The organism is Actinoplanes sp. NPDC004185, assembly GCF_053603475.1.
In genome coordinates, this window is the sequence record NZ_JBSGFR010000043.1 from 12,915 (window position 1) to 35,556 (window position 22,642).

General features: G+C 72.5%; 21 protein-coding genes. 15 read left to right on the plus strand and 6 right to left on the minus strand.

What is annotated here, in order from left to right; translation table 11 throughout:
* Nucleotides 1–44 precede the first annotated feature (44 nt).
* A complete protein-coding gene (locus ACWEOZ_RS33945; protein ID WP_451914768.1) occupies nucleotides 45–1,511 on the plus strand; it encodes an aminopeptidase P family protein in 1,467 nt (488 codons plus the stop codon).
* A 21-nt stretch (nucleotides 1,512–1,532) separates the two neighbouring features.
* On the opposite strand, the gene ACWEOZ_RS33950 is transcribed toward ACWEOZ_RS33945, so the two are convergent.
* Nucleotides 1,533–1,997, minus strand: a complete 465-nt coding sequence (locus ACWEOZ_RS33950; protein WP_451914769.1) for a hypothetical protein — start codon at nucleotides 1,995–1,997, stop codon at nucleotides 1,533–1,535.
* Between the two features lie 148 nt (nucleotides 1,998–2,145).
* Here ACWEOZ_RS33950 and ACWEOZ_RS33955 point away from each other — a divergent pair, with 148 nt between their 5' ends.
* Entirely contained in the window at nucleotides 2,146–5,091 is a 2,946-nt protein-coding gene (locus ACWEOZ_RS33955) for a PAS domain S-box protein (RefSeq protein ID WP_451914770.1), read from the plus strand.
* A 24-nt stretch (nucleotides 5,092–5,115) separates the two neighbouring features.
* Here the strand turns inward: ACWEOZ_RS33955 and pulA are convergent, their stop codons facing one another.
* Nucleotides 5,116–8,400, minus strand: a complete 3,285-nt coding sequence (gene pulA / locus ACWEOZ_RS33960; RefSeq protein ID WP_451914771.1) for a pullulanase-type alpha-1,6-glucosidase — start codon at nucleotides 8,398–8,400, stop codon at nucleotides 5,116–5,118.
* Nucleotides 8,401–8,431: 31 nt separating this feature from the next.
* The gene (locus ACWEOZ_RS33965) at nucleotides 8,432–8,821 is read right to left on the minus strand and encodes a hypothetical protein (RefSeq protein ID WP_451914772.1); all 390 of its coding nucleotides are present in this window, start codon (nucleotides 8,819–8,821) and stop codon (nucleotides 8,432–8,434) included.
* A 188-nt stretch (nucleotides 8,822–9,009) separates the two neighbouring features.
* Between ACWEOZ_RS33965 and ACWEOZ_RS33970 the strand changes: the two genes are divergently transcribed.
* The 3 genes from ACWEOZ_RS33970 (at nucleotide 9,010) to ACWEOZ_RS33980 (ending at nucleotide 12,909) form a co-directional block, all read left to right on the plus strand.
* Entirely contained in the window at nucleotides 9,010–11,790 is a 2,781-nt protein-coding gene (locus ACWEOZ_RS33970; RefSeq protein WP_451914773.1) for an aconitate hydratase, read from the plus strand.
* Nucleotides 11,791–11,892: 102 nt separating this feature from the next.
* Nucleotides 11,893–12,639 (plus strand): winged helix-turn-helix transcriptional regulator, encoded by a 747-nt coding sequence (locus ACWEOZ_RS33975; RefSeq protein ID WP_451914774.1) that lies wholly within the window; start codon nucleotides 11,893–11,895, stop codon nucleotides 12,637–12,639.
* 24 nt (nucleotides 12,640–12,663) lie between these two features.
* Nucleotides 12,664–12,909, plus strand: a complete 246-nt coding sequence (locus tag ACWEOZ_RS33980) for a DUF2630 family protein (protein ID WP_433726962.1) — start codon at nucleotides 12,664–12,666, stop codon at nucleotides 12,907–12,909.
* Nucleotides 12,910–12,973: 64 nt separating this feature from the next.
* On the opposite strand, the gene ACWEOZ_RS33985 is transcribed toward ACWEOZ_RS33980, so the two are convergent.
* Together ACWEOZ_RS33985 and ACWEOZ_RS33990 are read right to left on the minus strand one after the other, a co-directional pair.
* Nucleotides 12,974–13,891, minus strand: coding sequence for a serine protein kinase RIO (locus tag ACWEOZ_RS33985; protein ID WP_451914775.1), 918 nt, complete (start codon nucleotides 13,889–13,891; stop codon nucleotides 12,974–12,976).
* Between the two features lie 149 nt (nucleotides 13,892–14,040).
* A complete protein-coding gene (locus ACWEOZ_RS33990) occupies nucleotides 14,041–14,688 on the minus strand; it encodes an HAD family hydrolase (RefSeq protein ID WP_212993014.1) in 648 nt (215 codons plus the stop codon).
* Between the two features lie 162 nt (nucleotides 14,689–14,850).
* Here ACWEOZ_RS33990 and ACWEOZ_RS33995 point away from each other — a divergent pair, with 162 nt between their 5' ends.
* The 6 genes from ACWEOZ_RS33995 to ACWEOZ_RS34020 all read left to right on the plus strand — a co-directional run bounded on the left by ACWEOZ_RS33995 (nucleotide 14,851) and on the right by ACWEOZ_RS34020 (nucleotide 19,213).
* Nucleotides 14,851–15,429 carry a TetR/AcrR family transcriptional regulator gene (locus ACWEOZ_RS33995; protein WP_451914776.1) on the plus strand — a complete coding sequence of 193 codons (579 nt, stop codon included), beginning with the start codon at nucleotides 14,851–14,853 and terminating at the stop codon, nucleotides 15,427–15,429.
* A 63-nt stretch (nucleotides 15,430–15,492) separates the two neighbouring features.
* A complete protein-coding gene (locus ACWEOZ_RS34000; RefSeq protein ID WP_451914777.1) occupies nucleotides 15,493–16,410 on the plus strand; it encodes a TIGR04222 domain-containing membrane protein in 918 nt (305 codons plus the stop codon).
* A complete protein-coding gene (locus tag ACWEOZ_RS34005; protein ID WP_451914778.1) occupies nucleotides 16,407–17,225 on the plus strand; it encodes a DUF692 domain-containing protein in 819 nt (272 codons plus the stop codon). The genes ACWEOZ_RS34000 and ACWEOZ_RS34005 overlap by 4 nt, the downstream gene beginning before the upstream one ends.
* Nucleotides 17,222–17,659 (plus strand): hypothetical protein, encoded by a 438-nt coding sequence (locus tag ACWEOZ_RS34010; protein ID WP_451914779.1) that lies wholly within the window; start codon nucleotides 17,222–17,224, stop codon nucleotides 17,657–17,659. The genes ACWEOZ_RS34005 and ACWEOZ_RS34010 overlap by 4 nt, the downstream gene beginning before the upstream one ends.
* Before the next feature lie 274 nt (nucleotides 17,660–17,933).
* Nucleotides 17,934–18,674 carry an SDR family oxidoreductase gene (locus ACWEOZ_RS34015; protein WP_451914780.1) on the plus strand — a complete coding sequence of 247 codons (741 nt, stop codon included), beginning with the start codon at nucleotides 17,934–17,936 and terminating at the stop codon, nucleotides 18,672–18,674.
* Nucleotides 18,675–18,736: 62 nt separating this feature from the next.
* Nucleotides 18,737–19,213 (plus strand): cupin domain-containing protein, encoded by a 477-nt coding sequence (locus ACWEOZ_RS34020; RefSeq protein ID WP_451914781.1) that lies wholly within the window; start codon nucleotides 18,737–18,739, stop codon nucleotides 19,211–19,213.
* Nucleotides 19,214–19,279: 66 nt separating this feature from the next.
* On the opposite strand, the gene ACWEOZ_RS34025 is transcribed toward ACWEOZ_RS34020, so the two are convergent.
* Nucleotides 19,280–19,651 carry a nuclear transport factor 2 family protein gene (locus tag ACWEOZ_RS34025; protein WP_451914782.1) on the minus strand — a complete coding sequence of 124 codons (372 nt, stop codon included), beginning with the start codon at nucleotides 19,649–19,651 and terminating at the stop codon, nucleotides 19,280–19,282.
* 118 nt (nucleotides 19,652–19,769) lie between these two features.
* Here ACWEOZ_RS34025 and ACWEOZ_RS34030 point away from each other — a divergent pair, with 118 nt between their 5' ends.
* The 4 genes from ACWEOZ_RS34030 to ACWEOZ_RS34045 all read left to right on the plus strand — a co-directional run bounded on the left by ACWEOZ_RS34030 (nucleotide 19,770) and on the right by ACWEOZ_RS34045 (nucleotide 22,571).
* On the plus strand, nucleotides 19,770–20,528 hold the full coding sequence (locus ACWEOZ_RS34030; protein WP_451914783.1) for a helix-turn-helix domain-containing protein: 759 nt from the start codon (nucleotides 19,770–19,772) through the stop codon (nucleotides 20,526–20,528).
* A 44-nt stretch (nucleotides 20,529–20,572) separates the two neighbouring features.
* Nucleotides 20,573–21,328, plus strand: a complete 756-nt coding sequence (locus ACWEOZ_RS34035; RefSeq protein ID WP_451914784.1) for an SDR family oxidoreductase — start codon at nucleotides 20,573–20,575, stop codon at nucleotides 21,326–21,328.
* A 125-nt stretch (nucleotides 21,329–21,453) separates the two neighbouring features.
* Entirely contained in the window at nucleotides 21,454–22,026 is a 573-nt protein-coding gene (gene mug / locus ACWEOZ_RS34040; RefSeq protein WP_451914785.1) for a G/U mismatch-specific DNA glycosylase, read from the plus strand.
* A complete protein-coding gene (locus ACWEOZ_RS34045; RefSeq protein ID WP_451914786.1) occupies nucleotides 22,023–22,571 on the plus strand; it encodes an SET domain-containing protein in 549 nt (182 codons plus the stop codon). Before mug ends, ACWEOZ_RS34045 begins: the two co-directional genes overlap by 4 nt.
* Nucleotides 22,572–22,642 lie beyond the last annotated feature (71 nt).

Sequence of the window (22,642 nt, forward strand, 5' to 3'; positions counted from 1 at the left end):
AGGACGGGACGAGCGACGCCGCGCGGATGACGGGAGGGCCGGCCATGGCCGAGCAGAGCGAGGGCACGACACCGAGGACCGAGTCGCACGACCCGGACTTCCCGGAGGCGTTCCTGCAGTTCATGCGCGGAGGCTGGCGGGACGACGCGCTGAGCGTGACACCCCGTCCGGAGACGCCCAACTACGCCAAGCGGCGGGCCGCGCTCTCCGACGCGTTCCCGGGCGAGACGCTGATCATCCCCAGCGGCACCGAGAAGGTCCGCGCCAACGACACCGACTACCCGTTCCGCCCGGGCAGCGACTTCGTCTACCTGACCGGCGACAGCGACCCCGGCAGCGTGCTGATGCTGCGGCCCAGCGGCTCCGGGCACGACGCGGTCCTCTACAGCCACCAGCGCTCCTCCAAGGAGACCGACGAGTTCTTCCGCAGCCGCGACGGCGAGCTGTGGGTCGGCCGCCGGCACACCCTCGCGGAGAAGTCGACCGAGCTCGGCATCGAGACGGCGCCGTGGGGCGAGCTCGGGCCGGCCCTGGCCGACTGCGCGCCGGCCCGCACCCGGGTGCTGCGCGGCCACGACGCCAACGTGGACCGCGCGATCCTGGCGTACGAGCCGGACCCGCGGGCCCGCCGCGACCGCGCCCTGGCCGGGGTGATCTCGGAGCTCAAGCTGGTCAAGGACGAGTGGGAGATCGCCCAGCTGCAGGACGCCATCGACGCCACCGTGCGCGGCTTCGAGGACGTCGCCCGCGTCCTGCCGGCCGACCGCGGCGTCAAGGAGCGCCTGCTGGAGGGCGTCTTCGGGTTGCGCGCCCGCACGGACGGCAACGACGTCGGCTACGGCAGCATCGTCGGCGCCGGCGCGCACGCGACGATCCTGCACTGGGTCCGCAACACCGGCGTGACCAAGCCGGGCGAGCTGCTGCTGATGGACATGGGCGTCGAGGGCCGCACGTTCTACACCGCCGACGTGACCCGCACGCTGCCGGTCTCGGGCACCTTCACCCCGCTGCAGCGCCAGGTCTACGACATCGTGCACGCCTCCCAGCAGGCCGGCATGGACGCGATCCGGCCCGGCGTCAAGTTCCGCGACGTGCACCTGACCTGCATGCGCGTCCTCGCCGAGGGCCTGCGCGACCTCGACCTGCTGCCGGTGAGCGTGGACGAGGCGATGTCCGAGGAGTCCACGGTGTACCGCCGCTGGACCCTGCACGGCTTCGGCCACATGCTCGGCATCGACGTGCACGACTGCTCGGCGGCCCGCAAGGAGACCTACCGCGACGGCGAGCTCGGCCAGGGCTACGTCCTGACCGTCGAGCCGGGCCTGTACTTCCAGCCCGAGGACGAGCTGGTCCCGGAGGAGCTGCGCGGCATCGGCATCCGCATCGAGGACGACGTCCTGGTCACCGCCGACGGCTGCCGCAACCTGTCGGCCGGCCTGCCCCGCTCGGCCGACCAGGTGGAGGCGTGGCTGGCGTCCCAGCGCGAGGCCGGCCCGCGCCTGCCCGAGTAGCGGGCTCCCGAGCAGCGCGGCCTAGGCGCGCGGAGCGTAGTCGGAGATCACGAAGCAGGTGGGGCCTTCCCCGCCGGCAGCCGGATCGGTGCCGTCGGAGACGTCGAAGGTGACCGCGACCGGGTGGCCGTCCGCCGGGTCCGTCTTGACGGTCATCGCGCCGCCGTCGTCGGCCGCGGTCCGCGCCAGCTCCAGCAGCCCGCCCAGCGACGGCACCTCGATCTCCTCCTCGCCGGAGGCGGTCTTGCCGTCGACCCGCTCGACGCCGGCGACCTCGCCGGCGGTGACGGTGACGCGGTATCTGCCCAGGGACGGGCCGCCCTCGCACTGCCGTTCGGCGACGAAGGCGTAGTCGGCCGGCTCGGTCCACGCCGGCGCCGACCCGGGCGCGACGAAGGTGGGCGGGGCCGCCGCCGGCTTGTCGTCCGTGCAACCGGCCAGGGCCGCGACGAGGGCGATGCCGCACATTGCCCGGGCGTACCGCACGGTGACCTCCGACCTCGAGAACGCCCGCCACCCGGCGGGCCGCGCCCATGTTCCCAGATCGGCGCAACGGCCGCGCACCCGTGGCCCTCGCCGCGCGGGTGACCCGCCACACGCTCATGGCGGCCGCGAATCAGACGATGGGTAAGACGTGGAGGAGCACGCGCGGCTGACCGGCGCGGTACGCCTGCGGCGGCTGCGGGAGACCGGCCTGCTCGAGGACGGCTGCTATCCGTCGCTCGACCGGCTGGCTTTCGCCGCGGCGCAGCAGGCCGGCGCCCCGATGGCCCTGGTCTCGATGGTCGATGCCGACTGCCAGGTCTTCGCCAGCCAGGTCGGGCTGGAGGAGCCCTGGGCGAGCCGGCGCGGGACCCCGCTGTCGCACTCCTTCTGCCAGTACGTGGTCATCGACGACGCCCCGCTGATCGTGCCGGACGCCCGCGCCGACCCGCGCCTGCGTGACAACCTCGCCATCGAGGATCTGCAGGTGGCGGCCTATGCCGGCTACCCGCTGCACGCCCCCGACGGCGCGGTGCTGGGCTCGTTCTGCGTGATCGACACCGTGCCCCGCGACTGGACGCCCCAGGAACTCGCGATCGTGCAGGCGCTGGCCACCGCCGCCGAGACAGAGATCGCACTGCGGACTGCGAACCGGGATCTGCTGCTGGCGACCGAGCGCATGCGCCGCGTGCTCGACACCGCGCACGACGCGTTCGTGTCCACCGACATCGACGGCGTGATCTCGGCCTGGAACACCGCGGCGGCCGCGCTCTTCGGCTACCCGGCGGCCGAGGCCATCGGCCGGCCGGTCGGCGAGCTCATCCTCCCGGCCCGCTTCCGGGCCGCGCACGAGGCCGGGCTGCGCCGGGTACGCGAGACCGGCGTGTCGCACCTGTCCGGGCAGCGCCTCGAACTGGCCGCCGTGGACCGTTCCGGCCGCGAGTTCCCGATCGAGATGACGCTGCAGGTGGTGGCCGAGAACGACGCCCTGGTCTGCCACGCGTTCCTGCACGACATCACCGACCGCAAGGCAGCCGCGCAGCGGGCCGACGACGACCGGACGTTCCTGCACACGCTGCTCGACAGCCTCGACACCGGGGTGGCCGCCTGCGACGAGCAGGGGCGGCTCGTGCTGCGCAACAGCGCCCTGCGCGCGCTGTACGAGCCGGGCGAGGAACCCGCGGGGGTCGCCTCGCTCGCCGCGGCGGGCCGGCTATACGACCCGGACGGCCGGCGCCCGCTGGAGCCGGACGAGGTGCCGCTGGCCCGGGCGTACGCCGGGGAGCACGTCGACGGGCAGGACGTGACGGTCCGGGCCGCCGACGGCCGGCGCCGCCGTTTCGTGGCGAACGCCCGCCCGATCACCACCGCCGACGGGCGGCACCTGGGCGCGGTCGCCGCCCTGCACGACGTCACCGACCAGCACCGGGCCGCGACCCTGCAGCAGACCCAGCACGCCGTGGCCCGCGCCCTGGCCGACGCCACCACCGCCGAGCAGGCCGCCACCGGCACCGTGGCCGCCATCGCCTCCGCGCTCGGCTGGACCTGCGGGGAGTTCTGGCGCACCGACGACGAGACCGGCATGATCAGCCGGGTCGGCCACTGGACGGAGCCGGGGCATCCGCTGCCCGCGGTGACCAACGACAAGCCGTTCGTCATGCCCCGCGGCACCGGACTGGCCGGGATCGTCTGGGAGACCGGCGCGGAGCTGTGGGTGCCGGAGCTCGCCGACGATCCCCGTACGGCGGTGCGCCGCGACGAGGCCCGTGCCGCGGGTCTGCGCACTGCCGTGGGCCTGCCGGTCCGCAGCGACGACCGGATCCTCGGCGTCCTGCTGTTCCTGAGCACCACGGTGGAGAAGCCCGACGCGGAACTGCTGACCATGCTCGACGGCGTCTGCGCCCACCTGGGCCGGCACCTGGAGCGCCGCCGCGCGGAGGAGCTCACCCGGGTCCTGGCGGCCACCCAGCGCGCCTTCGACCGGGTCGTGGCCCAGGTCAACGACTACGTGTGGACCTACGCCATCGAGGACGACGGCCGGCCCGTCGTCGTCTACGCCAGCCCCGACAGCCACGGCGTCCTGGGCGGGCAGCTGCCGCCGGGCATCGACATCGCGAAGATCATGGCCGAGAACGTGCACCCGGACGACCTGCCGGCCATGGCCCGGCTGCGCGACACGGTCTTCGGCGGCGAACCGGCGGACGCGGAGGTCCGCCTGCTCGGCCTGGACGGCGTCGCCCGCTGGGTGTGGATCCGTTCGGTGCCCCGCCCGGAAGGCGGGCGGCTGTACATCGACGGCATCGCGACCGACGTGACCGCCCGCCGCGAACTGGCCGACCGCCGCGAGCAGGTGCTGCACGACCAGCAGCAGCAGAACCGCCGGCTTCGGGAACTCGACCGGCTCAAGGACGAACTGGTGGCCCTGGTCAGCCACGAGCTCCGGAACCCGCTGGCGACGATCCGCGGCTACACCGAGATGCTCCTCGACGACGCGGGCCTGACCGGCGACCACCGGCACCTGGCATCGGTGATCGACAAGCACAGCGCCCACATGCAGGGCCTGGTCGACGACCTGCTGGACACGGCCCGGATCGACGCGGGACAGCTGAAGCTGGAACCGCGCCCGCTGTCGCTGATCCGGCTGGTGGTGGACAGCGTGGATGCCCGCCGCCCGGACGCGACGGCCAAGGACATCACCATCGAGGTGGACGTGGCCCGGCATCTGCCCGCCCACGCCGACCCGGTACGGCTCCGCCAGGTCCTCGACAACCTGATCTCGAACGCGGTGAAATACACCCCGCAGGGCGGCACGGTGACCGTGACCGGCCGCCACGACGACGCGACCGCGACGACGACGCTGCGGATCACCGACACCGGCATCGGCATCCCGGCGGAGCAACGCCCGCACCTGTTCGACCGGTTCTTCCGCGCGTCGAACGCGGTGTCCCAGGGGATCAAGGGCACCGGGCTGGGCCTGGCCATCAGCAAGGCGATCATCGACGCCCACCACGGCGGCCTCTCGGCGGAGCCGGCCGGCCCGGACGGCGGCACGACCTTCACGGTCACCGTGCCGAGCTGCCCGCCGCCCGAAGGCTGACGACAGCTCAGCCCTCGGAGTCGCTCAGGCCAGGTCGGCGACGAAGACCACCACCGAGCGGGCCGGCACGCTCAGCGTGCCCGCCTCAGCCGTGGCCGTCCGCACCACGGGATCCGCCGAAGCCACCAGCTCGGGGTGCAACTCCAGCCGCACCCCGGCCAACGCCGGCACGTGCTGCGTCGTCGGGCTCCCGGTCGCGTTGAAGACCGCCACCACCGTGCTCCAGCGCTGGTCCAGCCCGGTCCCGTCCAGGCCCATCACGATCACGCCAGGACTTTCGTGCGGCCCGCCCAGCGGGAAGGTCAGCCTCCGCTGGACCTCGTCCGCCGTGGGCAACCCGAAGACCGGCGACGAGCGGCGGATGCGCAACAGCTCGGCGTACCGGGCCGCGGTCAGGTCCATGATCTCGGCCGACGGCACCAGGGCCGGGTCGGCCAGCAGCGGCCGGGCCCACGGCCACTTGTCCTCGTTGTCCGGGGCCGGGGGCAGGCCCACGCCGAAGCCGTTGCCGTCGGCGCCGTTCCAGCGGATCTGGTTGAACCAGTCGCCCGAGTCGTAGGAGTTGCGGTCCAGCGACTTGGAGCGCAGTCGTTCCGTGCCGAGCGCCACGAAGCCGACGCCCTGGCCCAGCACCACCAGGGACAGCGCCAGGACCTGCATGCGGGCGCGGTCCATCATCGGCAGGGACTGCGGCAGCTTGAAGGCCATCGCGTCGTAGAGGATCTCGTTGTCGTGGGCGTCGACGTACGTCACGCACTCGCCCGGCGCGGCCGCGTATCCGCTGGGTGAGCCGTTGTAGTCGATCTGCGCGCCGCTGTGCTCGGCGCCGGTGTGGGTGACGAACCGGTACGCCGCCAGGCCACCCGACAGGCCCACCTTGATCCGGTCGTGCACCGACAGCGGGGTCGCCGCGCCCAGCCCGGTGGCGAACCCCTGCTCCGACGGGTCGTCGCCGAAGGAGCCGCCGCCGCGGACCGCGTCCCGGAGCCGGTCGTTGAACGTGCCGATCCCGGTGCCCGCCATGTTGACCTGGGTGGCCTGCACGAACCGGGCGTCGTAGGCGATCTCGCCGAAGTTCCAGCCCTCGCCGTACAGGTAGATGGCGGGATCGATGTGGTCCAGGGTGACCCGGGTCTCCAGGATGTTGGCCCGCGGGTGGTGTCCCATGAGATCGAAGCGGAAGCCGTCCACCTTGTGCTCGCGGGCCCAGGTGACGACGGAGTCGATGACCAGCCGGCCCATCATCATGTGCTCGGGTGCGGTGTTGGAGCAGCAGGTGGACTCGGCGACCGTGCCGTCGTCGAGCAGCCGGTGGTAATAACCCGGGACGATGCGGTCGAGCACGCTGAACGGCGCCAGCCCGTCGGCCATGGTGTGGTTGTAGACGACGTCCATGATCACGCGCAGGCCGGCCGCGTTGAGGGCGGCGACCATCGACCGGAACTCCAGGATGCGGGCGCTGCCGGCGGGCTCGACGGCGAAGCTGCCCTCCGGGGTCGTGTAGTGCAGCGGGTCGTAGCCCCAGTTGAAGCCGTCCTCGGCGGCGACGGCCATGACCGCGCGCTGCTGCTCGGGTGAGTCCGGCGGGAGAGCGGCCAGGTCGCACTTGGGCACCGCCTGGTCGGCGCGGCGGTCCGGCACGGTCGAGTAGTCGAAGGCCGGCAGCAGGTGCACGTGAGTGAGCCCGGCGTCGGCGAGCATCCGCAGGTGCCGCATCCCGGCCGAGTCGTCGCGGGTGAAGGCCAGATAGGTGCCGCGCTGCTCGGGCGGCACGGTGGTGTCGGCGATGGAGAAGTCACGGACGTGCAGCTCGGCGATCTGCATCCGGGCGGGCGCGACCGGCGGCGGCTTGACCAGGGTCGCCCAGCCCGGCGGCTGGAGCTCGGGGTCGTCGAGGTCGACGAGCTGGCTGTGGGTGGAGTCGACCGACAGCGAGAGCGAGTACGGGTCGGTGACGCTGCTGGTCACCACCCGCTGCGCCGCCGGGTGCCAGACCTCGACCCGGAAGCGGTAGTAGCGGCCGAGCCACTTGCGTTTGCCGGCGATCGACCAGACGCCGGTCAGCGCGTCCCGGTCCATCGGCAGGACCTTCGGCTCGTCGTCGCCGGGGGTGCGGGAGAGCTCCAGGGCGACGGTGCGCGCGGTCGGCGCCCACACCGAGATGGCCGGGCGCTCCTCCTCCATGACCACGCCCAGCTCGGCGTCGGCGGCGTCCGCGTACAGGTCGTCGAGCACGCCGGGGAGCTGGACCGCCGTCAGGGCCGCGATCCGGCCGGCGTGGTCGCGGCCGACCGCGAGCAGCTGCCCGCGCAGCAGATGGCCCAGCGCCGCGTCGCCCAGCTCGGGCACCGCGAAGGCGCGGTAGGCCCGCAGGTGCGGGAAGTGCCGGCTCTGCGCCTGGAACAGGCCGCCGGGGCGTGGGGTCAGTGGCAGGATGGTGCGCTCGCCGGTCAGCTCGTCGCCGTCGCGGCGCAGGCCGCCGTCGGGGGCCGCGACCAGGGCGAAGCTCACGGCCCGGTCGGCGAGGTGCGGCGGCAGGGCCAGCGTGGTGCGGTCGAGGAAGACGGCCAGGGCCCGGGCCGGGTCGAGCTCGGGACCGAGCGACCGTACGTCGGGCAGCACGGGCGCCGTGGTGCCCGAGAGCAGCCACACCTCACGGCCGGCGGTCAGGTCGAGGCGCTGGTCGTCGGGCAGGTCCTTGGCGTCCCCGCGGTGCAGCACGAAGCGCAGGCCGACGGCGTCGGGGCGGACCGGCACCCGGAAGACCGCACCGAACGTGTCGAAGGCGGCGGGGGCGAGCGGCGCGTGCCAGCGTGGTTTGGCGGGAGTGCCCTCCCAGGCGTGCACACCCCAGCCGTCGTAGTCGCCGTCGGCCCGCCGGTAGTGGATGACCGCGAAGTCGTCCTCGGCGGGGACCTCGGTGGTGTGGCCGGCCGCGGCGGCGCTGGGGTAGACGGTCGGGTCGCCGGGGCGCAGCCAGATCTGCGGGGTGACGGCCGGGTCGACGTGCCGGTCGGTGGCCACGTCCTTGGCGCCGGTGTGGTCGACCACCAGGAAGCCGACCTCGCGGGCGGCGTCGGCCAGCCGCACCCAGGCGAACCGGCCGTAGGAATCGGCACCGGCGAACGGGTGCCCGCCGGGGAAGCCGGTGATCGCGTCGGGGGCGATGTCACCCCAGGCGTGCAGTGACCAGTCGCCGTAGCCCTCGTCCTCGCGCCGGTAGTGCACGACCAGCCACTGCGGTCTGCTGAGCCCGGCGCTGGTGAGCTCGGTCCCGGCCTCGGGCGAGGTGATCTCGATCGTGGTCACCTGGACATGATGGCACCGGGGTGCGTCAGTTTCAGTGCGTCGCGATGACGGTGGTGATCCGCGGGCCGTTCGCGTCGACCCGGATCAGGTAGCGGTAGCTCTCGCCGGGCACCGCGTTGCCGAAGCTGTCGAGGTACTCCCATTCGACGGCGACCATCGCCAATGCCGGGCTGAGCTGCTGCACGTCGCGCAGCTGGGCGTGCGCGGCGACGATCTGCTGCTCCTTGTACGCCGGCGCGGCACCGAGGAACGACAGGGCCACCGCCGCCGGCGAGGCGAACGTGAAGCTGTACGAGTCCGAGACCACCATGCCCGGCAGCGCGTAGCAGCCGGCCACCGCCGAGACGTCGCCCCTGGTCAGGGCCGAGCCGTAGCGGTCGAAGAAGTCGGTGAGGTGCTCCAGATCCGTGGGTGCCTGCACGGGCCGGTCAGTTCCCGTTGATCATGAGGAGCAAACCTCGGACCCGGGTTGCACCGAATAACAAGACGGACGTACGGTTTACGGAAGACGTGAACCCTGAGTTAGGACAACCTAACCGGCGGGCGGCCGTCACCGGTGGGACAGACTGATGAGGACTACTCACGGTCGCTGGGTGTGAAGGAGATGACGTGGCCAGCCTCGACACCTTTGGTGCGAAGAGCGAGCTACGCGTCGCAGACGCGAGCTACGAGATTTTCACGATCGACAAGGTCGACGGGCATGACCGCCTGCCGTACTCCCTGAAGATCCTGCTGGAGAACCTGCTCCGCACGGAGGACGGCGCGAACATCACCGCCGACCACATCCGGGCCCTCGGCGGCTGGGATCCCACCGCCGATCCGAGCGTGGAGATCCAGTTCACCCCGGCGCGGGTGCTCATGCAGGACTTCACCGGCGTGCCCTGCGTCGTCGACCTCGCCACCATGCGCGAGGCCGTCAAGGAGCTGGGCGGCGACCCCACCAAGGTCAACCCCCTCGCCCCGGCCGAGCTGGTCATCGACCACTCGGTCATCGCCGACCTGTTCGGCCGCGAGGACGCCTTCGCCCGCAACGTGGAGCTGGAATACCAGCGCAACCGCGAGCGCTACCAGTTCCTGCGCTGGGGCCAGACCGCGTTCAACGAGTTCAAGGTCGTCCCGCCCGGCACCGGCATCGTCCACCAGGTCAACATCGAATACCTGGCCCGCACGATCATGGAACGCAACGGCCAGGCGTACCCGGACACCGTCGTCGGCACCGACTCGCACACCACCATGGTCAACGGCCTGGGCGTGCTGGGCTGGGGCGTCGGCGGCATCGAGGCCGAGGCCGCGATGCTGGGCCAGCCGGTCAGCATGCTGATCCCGCGGGTCGTCGGTTTCAAGCTGCACGGCGAGATGCCGGCCGGCACCACCGCCACCGACCTGGTGCTGACCATCACCGAGATGCTCCGCGAGCACGGCGTGGTCAGCAAGTTCGTCGAGTTCTACGGCCCCGGCGTCAGCGCCGTGCCGCTGGCCAACCGGGCCACCATCGGCAACATGTCGCCCGAGTACGGCTCCACCGTGGCGATCTTCCCGATCGACGACGAGACCATCAAGTACCTCAAGCTCACCGGCCGCTCCGAGCAGCAGGTCGCGCTGGTCGAGGCGTACGCGAAGCGCCAGGGCCTGTGGCACGACCCGGCCGGGGAGCCGAACTACTCCGAGCGCCTCGAGCTCGACCTGTCGACCATCGTGCCGTCGCTGGCCGGCCCGAAGCGCCCGCAGGACCGGGTCCCGCTGGACCGGGCCAAGGCCATGTTCCGCGAGGTGCTGGGCAACTACGTCTCCGACGGCACCGACGGCCCGGCCGACGAGGCCAGCGCCGAGTCGTTCCCGGCCAGCGACCCGCCGGCCAACCACACCGACTCGGCCGCCGACAAGCCGCACCACCTGGTCAGCGCAGCCGCCAACGCGGACGGCCGGCCGTCGAAGCCGACCCGGGTGGTCGGCGAGGACGGCGCCGAGTTCGAGCTGGACCACGGCGCGGTCGTCATCGCCGCCATCACCAGCTGCACCAACACCTCGAACCCGCAGGTCATGATCGGTGCCGCGCTGCTCGCCCGGAACGCGGTCGACAAGGGCCTGAACCGCAAGCCGTGGGTCAAGACCACGCTCGCGCCGGGTTCCAAGGTCGTCATGGACTACTACGACCGGGCCGGCCTGACGCCGTACCTCGACAAGCTCGGCTTCAACCTGGTCGGTTACGGCTGCACCACCTGCATCGGCAACTCCGGCCCGCTGCCCGAGGCCATCTCGGCCGCGGTCAACGAGGCCGACCTCACCGCGGTGAGCGTGCTGTCCGGCAACCGCAACTTCGAGGGCCGGATCAACCCGGACGTCAAGATGAACTACCTGGCCTCGCCGCCGCTGGTGGTCGCGTACGCGCTGGCCGGCACGATGGACCTGGACATCACCACCGAGCCGCTGGGCACCGGCTCGGACGGCCAGCCGGTCTTCCTGGCCGACATCTGGCCCAGCGCCAAGGAGATCGACGAGGTCATCGCCTCGGCCATCGGCGCCACCGGCTTCAGCACGGCCTACCAGGACGTCTTCGCCGGTGACGAGCAGTGGCAGTCGCTGCCCACGCCCGAGGGCAAGACCTTCGAGTGGGCGCCGGAGTCGACCTACGTGCGCAAGCCCCCGTACTTCGAGGGCATGCAGGCCGACCCGTCGCCGGTCACGAACATCGCCGGCGCGCGGGTGCTGGCCAAGCTGGGCGACTCGGTGACCACCGACCACATCTCGCCGGCCAGCTCGATCAAGGCCGACTCCCCCGCGGGCAAGTACCTGGCCGAGCACGGGGTGCCCCGGCACGAGTTCAACTCGTACGGCTCCCGGCGCGGCAACCACGAGGTGATGATCCGCGGCACGTTCGCCAACATCCGCCTGCGCAACCAGCTCGTCCCCGGCGTGGAGGGCGGCTTCACCGTCAACCACCTGACCGGCGAGCAGAGCAGCATCTACGACGCCTCGGTGGCGTACAAGGAGGCCGGCGTCCCGCTGGTCATCCTGGCCGGCAAGGAGTACGGCTCCGGCTCGTCGCGTGACTGGGCGGCCAAGGGCACGATGCTGCTGGGCGTACGCGCGGTCATCGCCGAGTCGTACGAGCGCATCCACCGCTCGAACCTGATCGGCATGGGCGTGCTCCCGCTGCAGTTCCCGCCCAAGACCAACGCGGAGTCGCTGGGCCTGACCGGCACCGAGACGTTCACGATCACCGGCGTCGAGGCCCTCAACGACGGCGGCATCCCGTCGACGGTCAAGGTGCTGACCGACACCGGCGTGGAGTTCGATGCCGACGTGCGCATCGACACCCCGGGTGAGGCGGACTACTACCGCCACGGCGGCATCCTGCAGTACGTGCTGCGCAAGATGCTGACCAGCTAGTCGCCGTTGTGCTGCAGAACACCCCGTCGTCCGCCCGGACGGCGGGGTGTTCTTACCTGCACGGGACACGTTTGGAAACATGAGTGCCGCAAGCTGACGCCCATGGAGATCCTGCTGCTGGCCACCCGCCCCGGCGCCGCTGCGGAGGATCGGGCGCTACCGGCGCTCGATCTGCTGCGGCACTCCCTGCGGGTCGGCACCTTCGACGTCCAGTCCCTGCTCTCCGGCGCCGACCCCGACGTCGTCCTGGTGGACGCGCGCCGGGACCTGCTCGAGGCCCGTGACCTGTGCCGGATGCTGCGCGCGACCGGGCTGCGGGTGCCGCTGCTGGCCGTCGTCGAGGAGGCCGGCCTGATCGCGATGGCCGCCGACTGGGGCCTGGACGACGTGCTGCTGTCGCACGCCGGACCGGCGGAGGTCGAGGCCCGGCTGCGGATGACCACGGGACGGGTCTCCGGCGGCACCGCGGGCGGGGCGAGCGGCACGGTCACCGCCGGGGAGCTGGCCATCGACCCGCAGACGTACTCCGCCCGGCTCAAGGGCCGCCAGCTCGACCTCACCTACAAGGAGTTCGAGCTGCTCAAGTTCCTGGCCCAGCACCCGGGCCGGGTGTTCAGCCGGGACCAGCTCCTGCGCGAGGTGTGGGGCTTCGACTACTTCGGTGGCCACCGCACCGTCGATGTGCACGTCCGCCGGCTGCGGGCCAAGCTCGGCACCGAGTACGAGTGCATGATCGGCACAGTCCGGCAGGTCGGCTACAAGCTGGTGCTCCCGCCGCAGCAGACCGGCCGGATGCTCGCCGGTGACTGGGCCGAGCCGGTCGCGCCGCGAGTGCCGCTCGATCTGTGAAACCCGTGTGCGAGGCTCTTGGTCATGGATGACAACACTGTGCTGGGCCGGATCAACGGCCTGGTCGAAGAGGAGCACAAGCTCCGTCAGCAGTTGAGCCGCGGAGAGATCACCAGCGACGAGGAGCACGCCAAGCTCAAGGAGCTCGAGGAGTCGCTGGACCAGTGCTGGGACCTGCTGCGCCGCCGGCGCGCTGCCCGGGAGTTCGGCAACAACCCGGACAGCGAGCAGGCCCACAGCACCAATGAGGTCGAGGGCTACCTCCAGTGACGCGGCCCCGGCCGCGGCCACCGCTTGTCCGGCGGCCGCGGCCCGGGCTGCTTGCCCCGGGGCGTCACAGCAGTCCCGCTTCGTAGCTGAGGCGTTCGATCAGCCCGTCGGCGTCCACCGTCAGACCGCGCGCGGTGAACCAGCTCGCGACGTTACGCACGTCGCGGGCCAGGAACTCGGCGCCCTGGGGGTTGGCGATCAGGTCGACGATCTGCGGCATGTCGATGATCACCAGCCGCCCCTCGTGCACCAGCGTGTTGTACGGCGACAGGTCGCCGTGCGCGATCTGGGTCCGGGCCAGCACGCTGAGCGCGTCGGTCATCTGCCGCCACAGGACCTCGAGCCCCTCGCGGTCGGTACGCACCTGGGCGAGCCGCGGCGCGGCCTCGCCGGTCTCCCAGTCGCCGATGAACTCCAGCATCAGCTCGGTGCCGATGAGCTGGACCGGATACGGCACCGAGATCGTGCCACCCTCCTGACCGACCTGCCAGAGCCGGGACAGCGCGCCGAACTCGGCCGCCGCCCACTGCCCGGCGATGAGCTCCTTGCCGAAGGCGGTGCGGTTGGTCATCGCGCGCATCTCGCGGGACCGGCGCACCCGGCGTCCCTCGAGGTAGCCCGCGTCGCGGTGGAACAGCCGGTGGTCGCCGTCGCGGTAGCGCTTGGCCGCGATCATGCTGACCTGATCGGTGCCGGGTATGTGCCGCCGGACCAGGAAGACGTCCGCTTCCTTGCCGGTCTTGAGCATGCCGAGCTCAGTGTCCACCGCGGCGTGCTCGGTGCGGACCCAGTCGGGGCGGGGATGGGGGCCGTGCAGGGCGCCGTCCCACGTCGACCAGCGGTCGCCGGTCTCGGGCAGGTCGGGGTCCTCGGCCAGAGCGGGCTCGAGCTTGCCCGTCTTTACGAAGCCGGCGTCGTCGTCGTCGAACTTGCGGCGGCCGCGGCGCATGGTTGCCGGGCCGAAAGCGTCGTGCTCTCGCACTGGAGGGTCTCCTCGGAGAAGAAAGAAACTGGAACCTGGGCATGGCGAAGGACAACGACAGCCATGAGGTTCACCCCCTTCTTCTCGAGAAACCGGCGGAACACGTACGCGATGCACTCTCCCGGGCGTCACCCGGTCGCGCAACCGAATTAACGGGCGGCCATCACCGCGGACAGTCCCTGGATCACGTTGCCGACCACCCGGGTCGGCGCGAACCTGTTGTCGATCCAGTCCCGGCCGCGGTGCAACCACACGCTGGGTAGTCCCATCGCGGCGGCGCCACCGATGTCCGCCTCCGGGCTGTCCCCGACGATCCAGGCGCCACCGAGGCGCATCCGGACCCGCTGGGCGGCCAGCGCGAAGATGCGCGGGTTGGGCTTGCTCACGCCGGCCTGCTCGGAGATGACCCAGTCGGCGACGTAGCGGTCCAGCCCGGTGCGCCGGATCCGGGTCTCCTGCTGCTCGTGCGGGCCGTTGGTGACCACCACCGGAACCCACCCCGCGTCCCCGGCGATCTGCAGCGCACAGGCCACAAGGGGGTCGAGGCGCTCGTAGGCCAGCGGGCCTTCGTGCAGCTCCTCGAGCAGGTCGATGGAGGGGATGTCGAGCTGGTAGCGGTCGCGGATCAGATCGGCCAGGTCCCACCGGGAGGTGAGGCCGTCCGCGTCGACCGACAGTAACCAGTCGAGATCGTCCTGCGGTGCCGCGATCTCGTCGAGAAAACCTTTCGCCCACAGACGGAACGCACCGCTGCGGTCAAGCAGGGTGTCGTCCAGCGCGAGGAAGACGAGAGGCACCCGCGCACTGTACGTGAGTGAATGCGGGCGCGGACAGTCCAACAGTGTTAACAAAGGGAGGGCCCGATGACACTTTTGGCACCATCCGAGACGGCTCCCGATCGGCTGGCAAGCCGTACGTACGGATTGCAAGCGTCCGAACCGGCGTGACACGATCGCAGCGTGCCCAGGGTAAGCCAGGACCAGCTCGACGCCCGCCGCCACGAGATCCTCGCGGCGGCGCGCGGGTGCTTCGCCCGATTCGGGTACGAGGGCGCCACCGTGCGCCGCCTCGAGGAGGCCACCGGCCTTTCACGTGGCGCGATTTTTCACCACTTCCGCGACAAGGACTCCCTGTTCCTGGCGGTCGCGGAGGACGACGCCGCCGCGATGGTCGCCACGGTCCGCCGCAACGGCCTCGTCCAGGTGATGCGCGACCTGCTCGAACAGGCCCGCACCAGCGACGGCGACACGGCCGGCTGGCTCGGCAGCCAGCTCGAGGTGTCCCGGCGGCTGCGCACCGATCCGGCCTTCGCCAAGCGCTGGGCCGAGCGCTCCGCCGCGATCGCCGAGGCCACCCGCGAGCGGCTGGAACGCCAGCACGAGGCCGGTGTGCTGCGCGACGACGTGGGTGTCGAGGTGCTCACCCAGTTCCTCGAGCTGGCGTACGACGGGCTGGTCCTGCACCTGGCGACCGGGCGCCCGGCGGGCGAGCTGAGCCGGGTCCTGGACGTCGTGGAGGAAGCTGTCCGCCGGCCGTGACCCGAACGTTGCACTGACCTGCACAATGAGGTCCAGCAACGCGACAAGCTCGGGAGGTCGGACATGAATCTCGCGGCGCAGGGTGACACCTGGGGCATCCCCGGACCGGCTTTCCTCGTCCTCTACGGCACCGTGATCATCGCGGTGCTCATCCTCTCGGCCATCCACCGGCGCGTCCTGTTCTCCGGTAACCGCAGCGCCCCCGTCGACCGGCTCGGCCCGCAGCAGATCGCGTACCTCAACGGCGGCGACGGGCTCGCCGTCTACGCCTCCCTGGGCGGCCTGCGCGGCGCCGGGGCCATCACCGGCGGTCCCGGTAAGACGCTGCAGCAGTCGGGTCCGATGCCCGCCGGGACCACCCCGCTGGACTCGGCGGTCTACAACGCGGTGGGCCGGCGCGTCCGGGCCCGCGACCTCACCGGTGACCAGTGGGTCGTCGCGGCGGTGCGGCAGCTGCGCGAGGGCCTGGAGGCGCAAGGTCTGGCCGTCAGCCCGGCCAGGCTCAAGGCCGCCCGGGCCTGGGCCCTGGTGGGCGCGCTGGTCGTGCTGGCCGGCGTGGCCCGGCTCGTCGACGGCCTGCAGAACGACAAGCCCGTCGGTTTTCTCGTGGTGGCCATCGTGCTCGCCGTCGTCCTGACCATCACCTTGCTGACCCGTCGCCGCCGCGCGACCCACGCGGCCGACAAGGGCCTGCGCGCCCTGCGTCAGCAGTACGCCTACCTGGCGCCGCACCAGTCCCCCTCGTACGCGACCTACGGCGCGACGGGCGCGGCCATGGGTGTCGCCCTGTACGGCACCGCGACGCTCTACACGATGGACCCCGCCTTCGCCGCCAACGCGGACCTCCAGCGGATCAGCGCTTACAACAACAGTGGCTCCTACTCCGGTGGCGACTCGGGCAGCTCCTCCTCCTGCAGCAGCAGCAGCAGCTCGTCCTGCGGCGGAGGCGGCGGGTGCGGCGGAGGCGGGTGCGGCGGATGACCACCGCGTACGGGGTGGGCATCGGCTGGCGGCCCGAGATCGGCGGCTTCGTCGCCCAGCTCCCCGGCCTCAAGTTCGCCGAGGTGGTCGCCGAGTCCGTCCACGCCCACGGTGACCTGCCGGTAGGCCTGGCCGAGCTGCGCGACCGCGGCGTGGCCGTGGTGCCGCACGGGGTGAGACTGTCGCTGGGCGGCGCGGAGCCGGTCGAGCCGGCCCGCGTCACGCACCTCGCGGCGGTGGCCGAGCGGCTGGGCGCACCCTTGGTCAGCGAGCACATCGCGTTCGTCCGCGCCGGTGGCGTGGAGGCCGGGCACCTGCTGCCGATCCCGCGCAGCCGCGAAGCCGTCGACGCGGTGGTGGCCAACGTGAAGCGCACCCAGGCCGAGCTGTCCGTGCCGATCGCCCTGGAACCGATCGCGGCCCTGTTCGACTGGCCCGACGACGAGCTGGACGAGGGCGCGTTCCTGACCGAGATCCTGGAACGCACCGGCGCCCTGCTCCTGCTGGACGTGGCCAACGTCTACGCCAACGCGCTCAACCGCGGCACGGACCCGCTGGCCCTGCTCGACCGGCTGCCGCTGGACCGGATCGCCTACGTCCACGTGGCCGGCGGCGCGGAACACGACGGGATCTACCACGACACCCACACCGACGCGGTCCCGCAGCCGGTGCTCGACCTGATCACCGAACTGTGCGCCCGGCACCGGCCCCCGGCACTGATGCTGGAACGCGACGGCGACTACCCGTCAGCGGCGGAGCTCAACGGCGAGCTGGACGCGATCGCCGCCGCCTCCGGCTACCCGAGCGTGACATGACATCGCTGGCGGAACGGCAGGCCGAGCTGGTGGCCGCACTGACCGCCGGGGCCGCCGTACCCCCGGGCTTCGATGCCCGGCTCGTCGAGGCCGCCCGGGTCGCGCTGCTCAGGAAGCGGGCCGGTGAGGTCGCGCGGCAGTGGCCGGATCTGGTGCACGCGCTGGGTGCGGGGTGGCACAGGCAGTGGTCGGCGTGGGCCGCGACGCGGCCCACGCAGGGCTCTCTGCGCGATGGCTGGGATCTCGCCCGCGAGCTGGCCGTGCGAGGGGAGCTGCCGGCCGCAGCCGGCCCGGAACTCGCGGCCCGCGAGGCATCCCTGGTCTACGACGGCGAAAATCCCCCGCGACCCCGCCGGATGCCGGCCGTGCGCGGCGCCGCCGGCTCCGTGGTCGTGCAGGTCGCAGGCCGGGTACGCGTCCTGCGCCGCGGCTGAGCCCCCAGGTCCCGCCGCTCAGCGCGACCTCCGCCCGCTCAACCCGAACTCCACCTGCTCAGGCCGACCTCTGCCTGCTCAGGCCGACCTCTGCCTGCTCAAGCCAACCTCCGCCTGCTCAAGCCGACCCGCACCTTGAGCCCGATCCCACCCGCTCAGCCCGCGCCCCGCCGCCGGCCCACCCGGGTCACGGACAGCGGCCACGACCCAGCCGGTGCCGTCAGGCCGGGCGACGCCGCCGAAACTGTCGGAGGCGGGCGGTAGCTTCGTCGGCATGGATGGCTCGGTTCTGGTCACCGGCGCCTCGCGGGGCCTCGGTGCGCACATCGCCCGGCGGCTGGCCGCCGACGGCCGGCCCGTGGCCGTCAACTATCTGCCCGACCGGGCGGACGCCGAGCGGGTCGTCGCCGACATCGAGGCCGCCGGCGGGCGCGCGGCCGCCTTCCGGGCCGATGTCACCGACGAGGCCGAGGTCACCGCGCTGATCGCCGCCGTCGAGTCCCGGCTCGGCCCGGTGGCCGTGCTGGTGCCCAACGCCACCGGCCCGCAGCCGGCGATCGACGCGGTCGACGTCACCTGGCAGGACCACCTGGACCAGCTCACCTTCTTCGTGAAGAGTCCCACCTTACTGATGCAGGCGGTCGCGCCCGGCATGCGCGAGCGCGGCGGGGGCCGGATCATCCAGATCGGCTCGGATCTCTTCGAGCGCGCGGCACCGGGCATGTCGGCCTACAGCGCGGCCAAGGGCGCGCAGTTCTCGCTGACCCGCACGTGGGCGCGCGAGCTCGGCCCGTGGGGCATCACCGTCAACGTGGTCGCGCCCGGCTGGATCCCGGTGGAACGGCACGCGCACATCGACCCGAAACACGTCGAGGAGTACCGGCGCGAGGTGCCGCTGGGCCGGATGGGCACCCCGGGCGAGATCGCGGACGTGGTGGCCTTCCTGGCCTCGGACGGGGCCCGGTTCATCACCGGCGAGCGCATCACGGTCAACGGCGGTCACGCCATGGACTGATCTCCTCGATCGGCCGGCGGCACGGGCAGCGCGGCCCGGCGGTTCCGCGTACGGTCGCTGGCATGTCCTATCCCGATGCGCGTTACCTCGGCGACGGTGGCGAGGCGACCGCGACCCTGCGGGTCGCCGGCGCCGAACCGGAGCTCGACGGAGCGGCGACCACCGCGAGTTACCTCGCCACCGGTGACAGCACGGACGGCAGGTTCGGCCTGTACCGGTGGGATTTCAAGGGTCCCCGCAGCGGTCCCGATCCGCACTTCCACCGCTCCATCTCGGAGTCCTTCTTCGTCCTGTCCGGCACGGTCAAGCTCTACGACGGCACCAAGTGGCAGGACGGCCGCCCCGGCGACTTCCTGTACGTGCCGGAGGGCGGCGTCCACGGCTTCCACAACGAGTCGGGCGAGCCGGCGTCGATGCTGATCCTGTTCGCCCCCGGGGCACCCCGGGAGGACTACTTCGAACGGGTCTCGACCGTCGGGCAGATGTCCGAGGAGGAACGCACGGAGTTCTTCCTGCGCCACGACACGTTCTGGACCTGACCCCGCCGCCGCCCGCGACAGCCACGGCCGCCGGCGGGGCGCCGGGTCAGCCCCGGCGCCACCGGATCAGCCCAGCGCCGCCGGTGCCTGGTCGATGAAGCCCAGCACCGTGCGGATCCGCCCGTCCGCGCCGAGCTCCGCCACGTCGAAGCCGACCACCACCGGCTCCTCCCCCGCCGGGCCCAGATGCCAGGTGAAACGCGCCTGCTCGTGATGGGCGTCGACCGTCCCGCCGGGCGTGAAGACCAGCCCCGGGAACTGGGCCTGCACCGCGCCGATCAGACCGTCCAGCGCCGCGTGGCCCTCGACCGCGGCCAGCGGGTCGACGTACCGGATGTCCGCGGTGAAGGCCTCCTCGATCGCCGCGCGGCGGCGCCGCGGGTCTGTCTCGTTCCAGGCGGCCAGGTAGCGCTGCACCACGATGTCGACGTCACTCATGTCGGTTCTCCTCGCTGCTCGGGTTGTCGGCCCGACCACCGTCACCCGGCCCGGGTAGTCCGGTCGATTACCTCGCGGGTAATCGGCGGGCCGCCGCCGGCTCCCTACGATCGGGGTCATGAGCGACGTGGGGGTGCTGCTGCGCCGGTGGCGGGGCAGCCGGCGGCTGAGCCAGCTCGAGCTCGCCGGTCAGGCGGGGGTGTCGACGCGGCACCTGTCGTTCGTGGAGACGGGCCGGGCCCGGCCGACCCGGGAGATGATCCTGCGGTTGGCCGAGGAGCTGGCCGTACCGTTGCGGGCGCGCAATGCGCTGCTGCTGGCCGGCGGTTTCGCGCCGGCCTATCCCGAGGGGGATCTCCGCGGCCCGGACCTGGCCGCCGTGCTGGCGTCCCTGCGCGATGTGCTGGCCGGGCACGAGCCGTATCCGGCCGTCCTGATCGACCGGCACTGGACCATGGTCGACGGGAACGCGGCGGTGCCGCTGCTGACCGCCGGGTCGGCGCCGGAGCTGCTGGAGCCACCGGTGAACGTGCTGCGGCTGTCCCTGCATCCGGACGGCATGGCGCCCCGGATCCGGAATCTGCCCGAGTGGCGCGCGCACGTCCTGCACCGGCTCGACCGCCAGGCGCAGGCGACCGGCGATCCGGTGCTGCGGTCACTGCACAACGAGCTGCTGGCGCTGCCCGGCGGCCAGGCCACGGCCCGGCCGGACGGCATGGTCGTGCCCCTGCGGTACGCGACCGCGAGCCAGGAGCTGTCGTTCTTCAGCGTCACGTCGGTGCTCGGCACGCCGCTGGATGTCACCCTCGACGAGCTGGCCATCGAGTCGTTCCTGCCGGCGGACGCGGCGACCGCCGCCTTCCTGCGCGCCCGCTGATCTTCCGGGTGACCGAAGGCGGTCCAGGTGGCAGGATCTGCGGCATGGATCTCGGGCTGGCTGACCGCGTCTTCGTCCTCACCGGCGCCTCCCGGGGCCTCGGTTTCGCCACCGCCAAAGCGCTGGTGGCCGACGGCGCCAAGGTCGTCGTCTCCGCCCGGTCCCAGGAGGCGGTCGACGCGGCGGTGGCCCGGCTCGGCGGCAGCGCGGCGGGCGTGGCTGCGGATCTGACCGATCCCGGCACGCCGGAGCTGCTGATCAACACCGCGCGGGAGCGCTTCGGCCGGCTCGACGGCGCGCTGATCTCGGTGGGCGGCCCGGCCCGCGGCACGGCCGCGGACCTGACCGACGAGCAGTGGCGCGAGGCCTTCGAGACCGTCTTCCTCGGCACGGTACGCGCGGCGCGCACTGTCGCGGCGGCACTGACCGAGGGCGGCGCGATCGCCCTGGTGCTGTCCACGTCGGCGCGCACTCCCATCGCCGGTCTGGGCCTGTCCAACGGGCTGCGGCCGGGTCTGGCCGGTGCGGCGAAGGACATGGCGGACCAGTACGGCCCGCGCGGCGTACGCGTGGTGAGCCTGCTCCCGGGACGCGTGCTGACCGACCGCAACAAGGAGCTCTTCGAAGCGACCGGCGACGCCGACGCGGCAGCCGCGGAGGCGGCGGCCTCGGTCCCGCTGCGCCGACTGGGTGAGCCGGACGAGTTCGGCAAGGTGGCGGCGTTCGTGCTGTCCCCGGCGGCGAGCTACCTGACCGGGCTGACCCTGCCCGTCGACGGCGGTGCGCTACGGACGCTCTGAGCCGGTCGTCTTCCGCCGGCACCGGGCGACCGTCGTGCCGCCCGGCCCGGCGGTCCTGCGCGGCGGGCTGACCCGGCACCGGCCGGGTCCTGAGGTCACGACGGCCGGATCGATACGCTTGGCGGATGCTGTCCGCCGTGCCGCCACCCGCTTACCGGCCGCCGACGGCCGAGGAAGTCGCCGCCGCCGGGGACCGCACGCTCGCCGACCTGGTCGGCCCCGGGCTGCGGGTGCTGTTCTCCGGGATCAACCCGAGCCTGTACTCGGCCGCCACCGGGCACCACTTCGCCCGCCCCGGCAACCGGTTCTGGCCCGCGCTGCACCGGGCCGGCTTCACCCCGGTGCTGCTGCATCCGTCGGAGCAGTGGAAGCTGCCCGAGCTCGGCCTGGGCATCACCAACGTGGTCGCCCGGGCCACCGCACGCGCCGACGAGCTCTCCCCCGCCGAGTTCGTCGACGGCGGCCGGCTGCTGGAGAAGCTGGTGCGCACCTGGCAGCCGCGGTATCTCGCTGTGCTGGGCGTGACCGCGTACCGGGCGGCGTTCGGCCGGCCCAGAGCGCGGATCGGGCCGCAGGACGAGACCGTCGGCGGGGTGCCAGTGTGGGTGCTGCCGAACCCGAGCGGCCTGAACGCGCACTACACGGTCGACACGCTGGCGGCGGCGTACGCGGAGCTGCGGGAGGCGGCAGAGCGGTGACCCCCGAGTCCGACTGCTGGCTGGACCCCGGCATCGAGGTGCGGGAGTCGGCGATCGAGGGGCGGGGGTTGTTCGCCCGGCAGGCGTACCCGGCCGGTGTGGTCGTCTCGCGTCTGGGCGGGCGGCTGGTGTCGTGGGCGGATCTGCGCCGGCTCATCGCCGACCCGGAGCAGCCGTACGTCGACACGATCACGGTGAGCGAAACCGAGCATCTGGTCCTGCCGCCCCGGCGCCCCAACGGCTACGGCAATCACAGCTGCGACCCGAACCTGTGGTGGGTGGGCCCCTACGAGCTGGCCACCCGGCGCCCGATCGCGCCGGGTGAGGAGCTGACCAACGACTACGCCGCCAGTACGGCGGAGCCCGCGTTCACGATGGCCTGCCGCTGCGGCACCTCCCTGTGCCGCCGCACGGTCACCGGCGACGACTGGCGCCGCGCGGACCTGCGGGCGCGCTACGGCGAGCACTGGATCCCGATGCTGCTCGCCCGGATCGCCGCGCTGCCGGACGGCTCCGGCCGAAAGCCAGGTCAGCGGGGGCACTGACCTGACCTCCGGCGGCATCCGGGGGCCGCTTCCCAGGCCCCACCCTCCAAGACGGAGCGGAGCCCGGATAA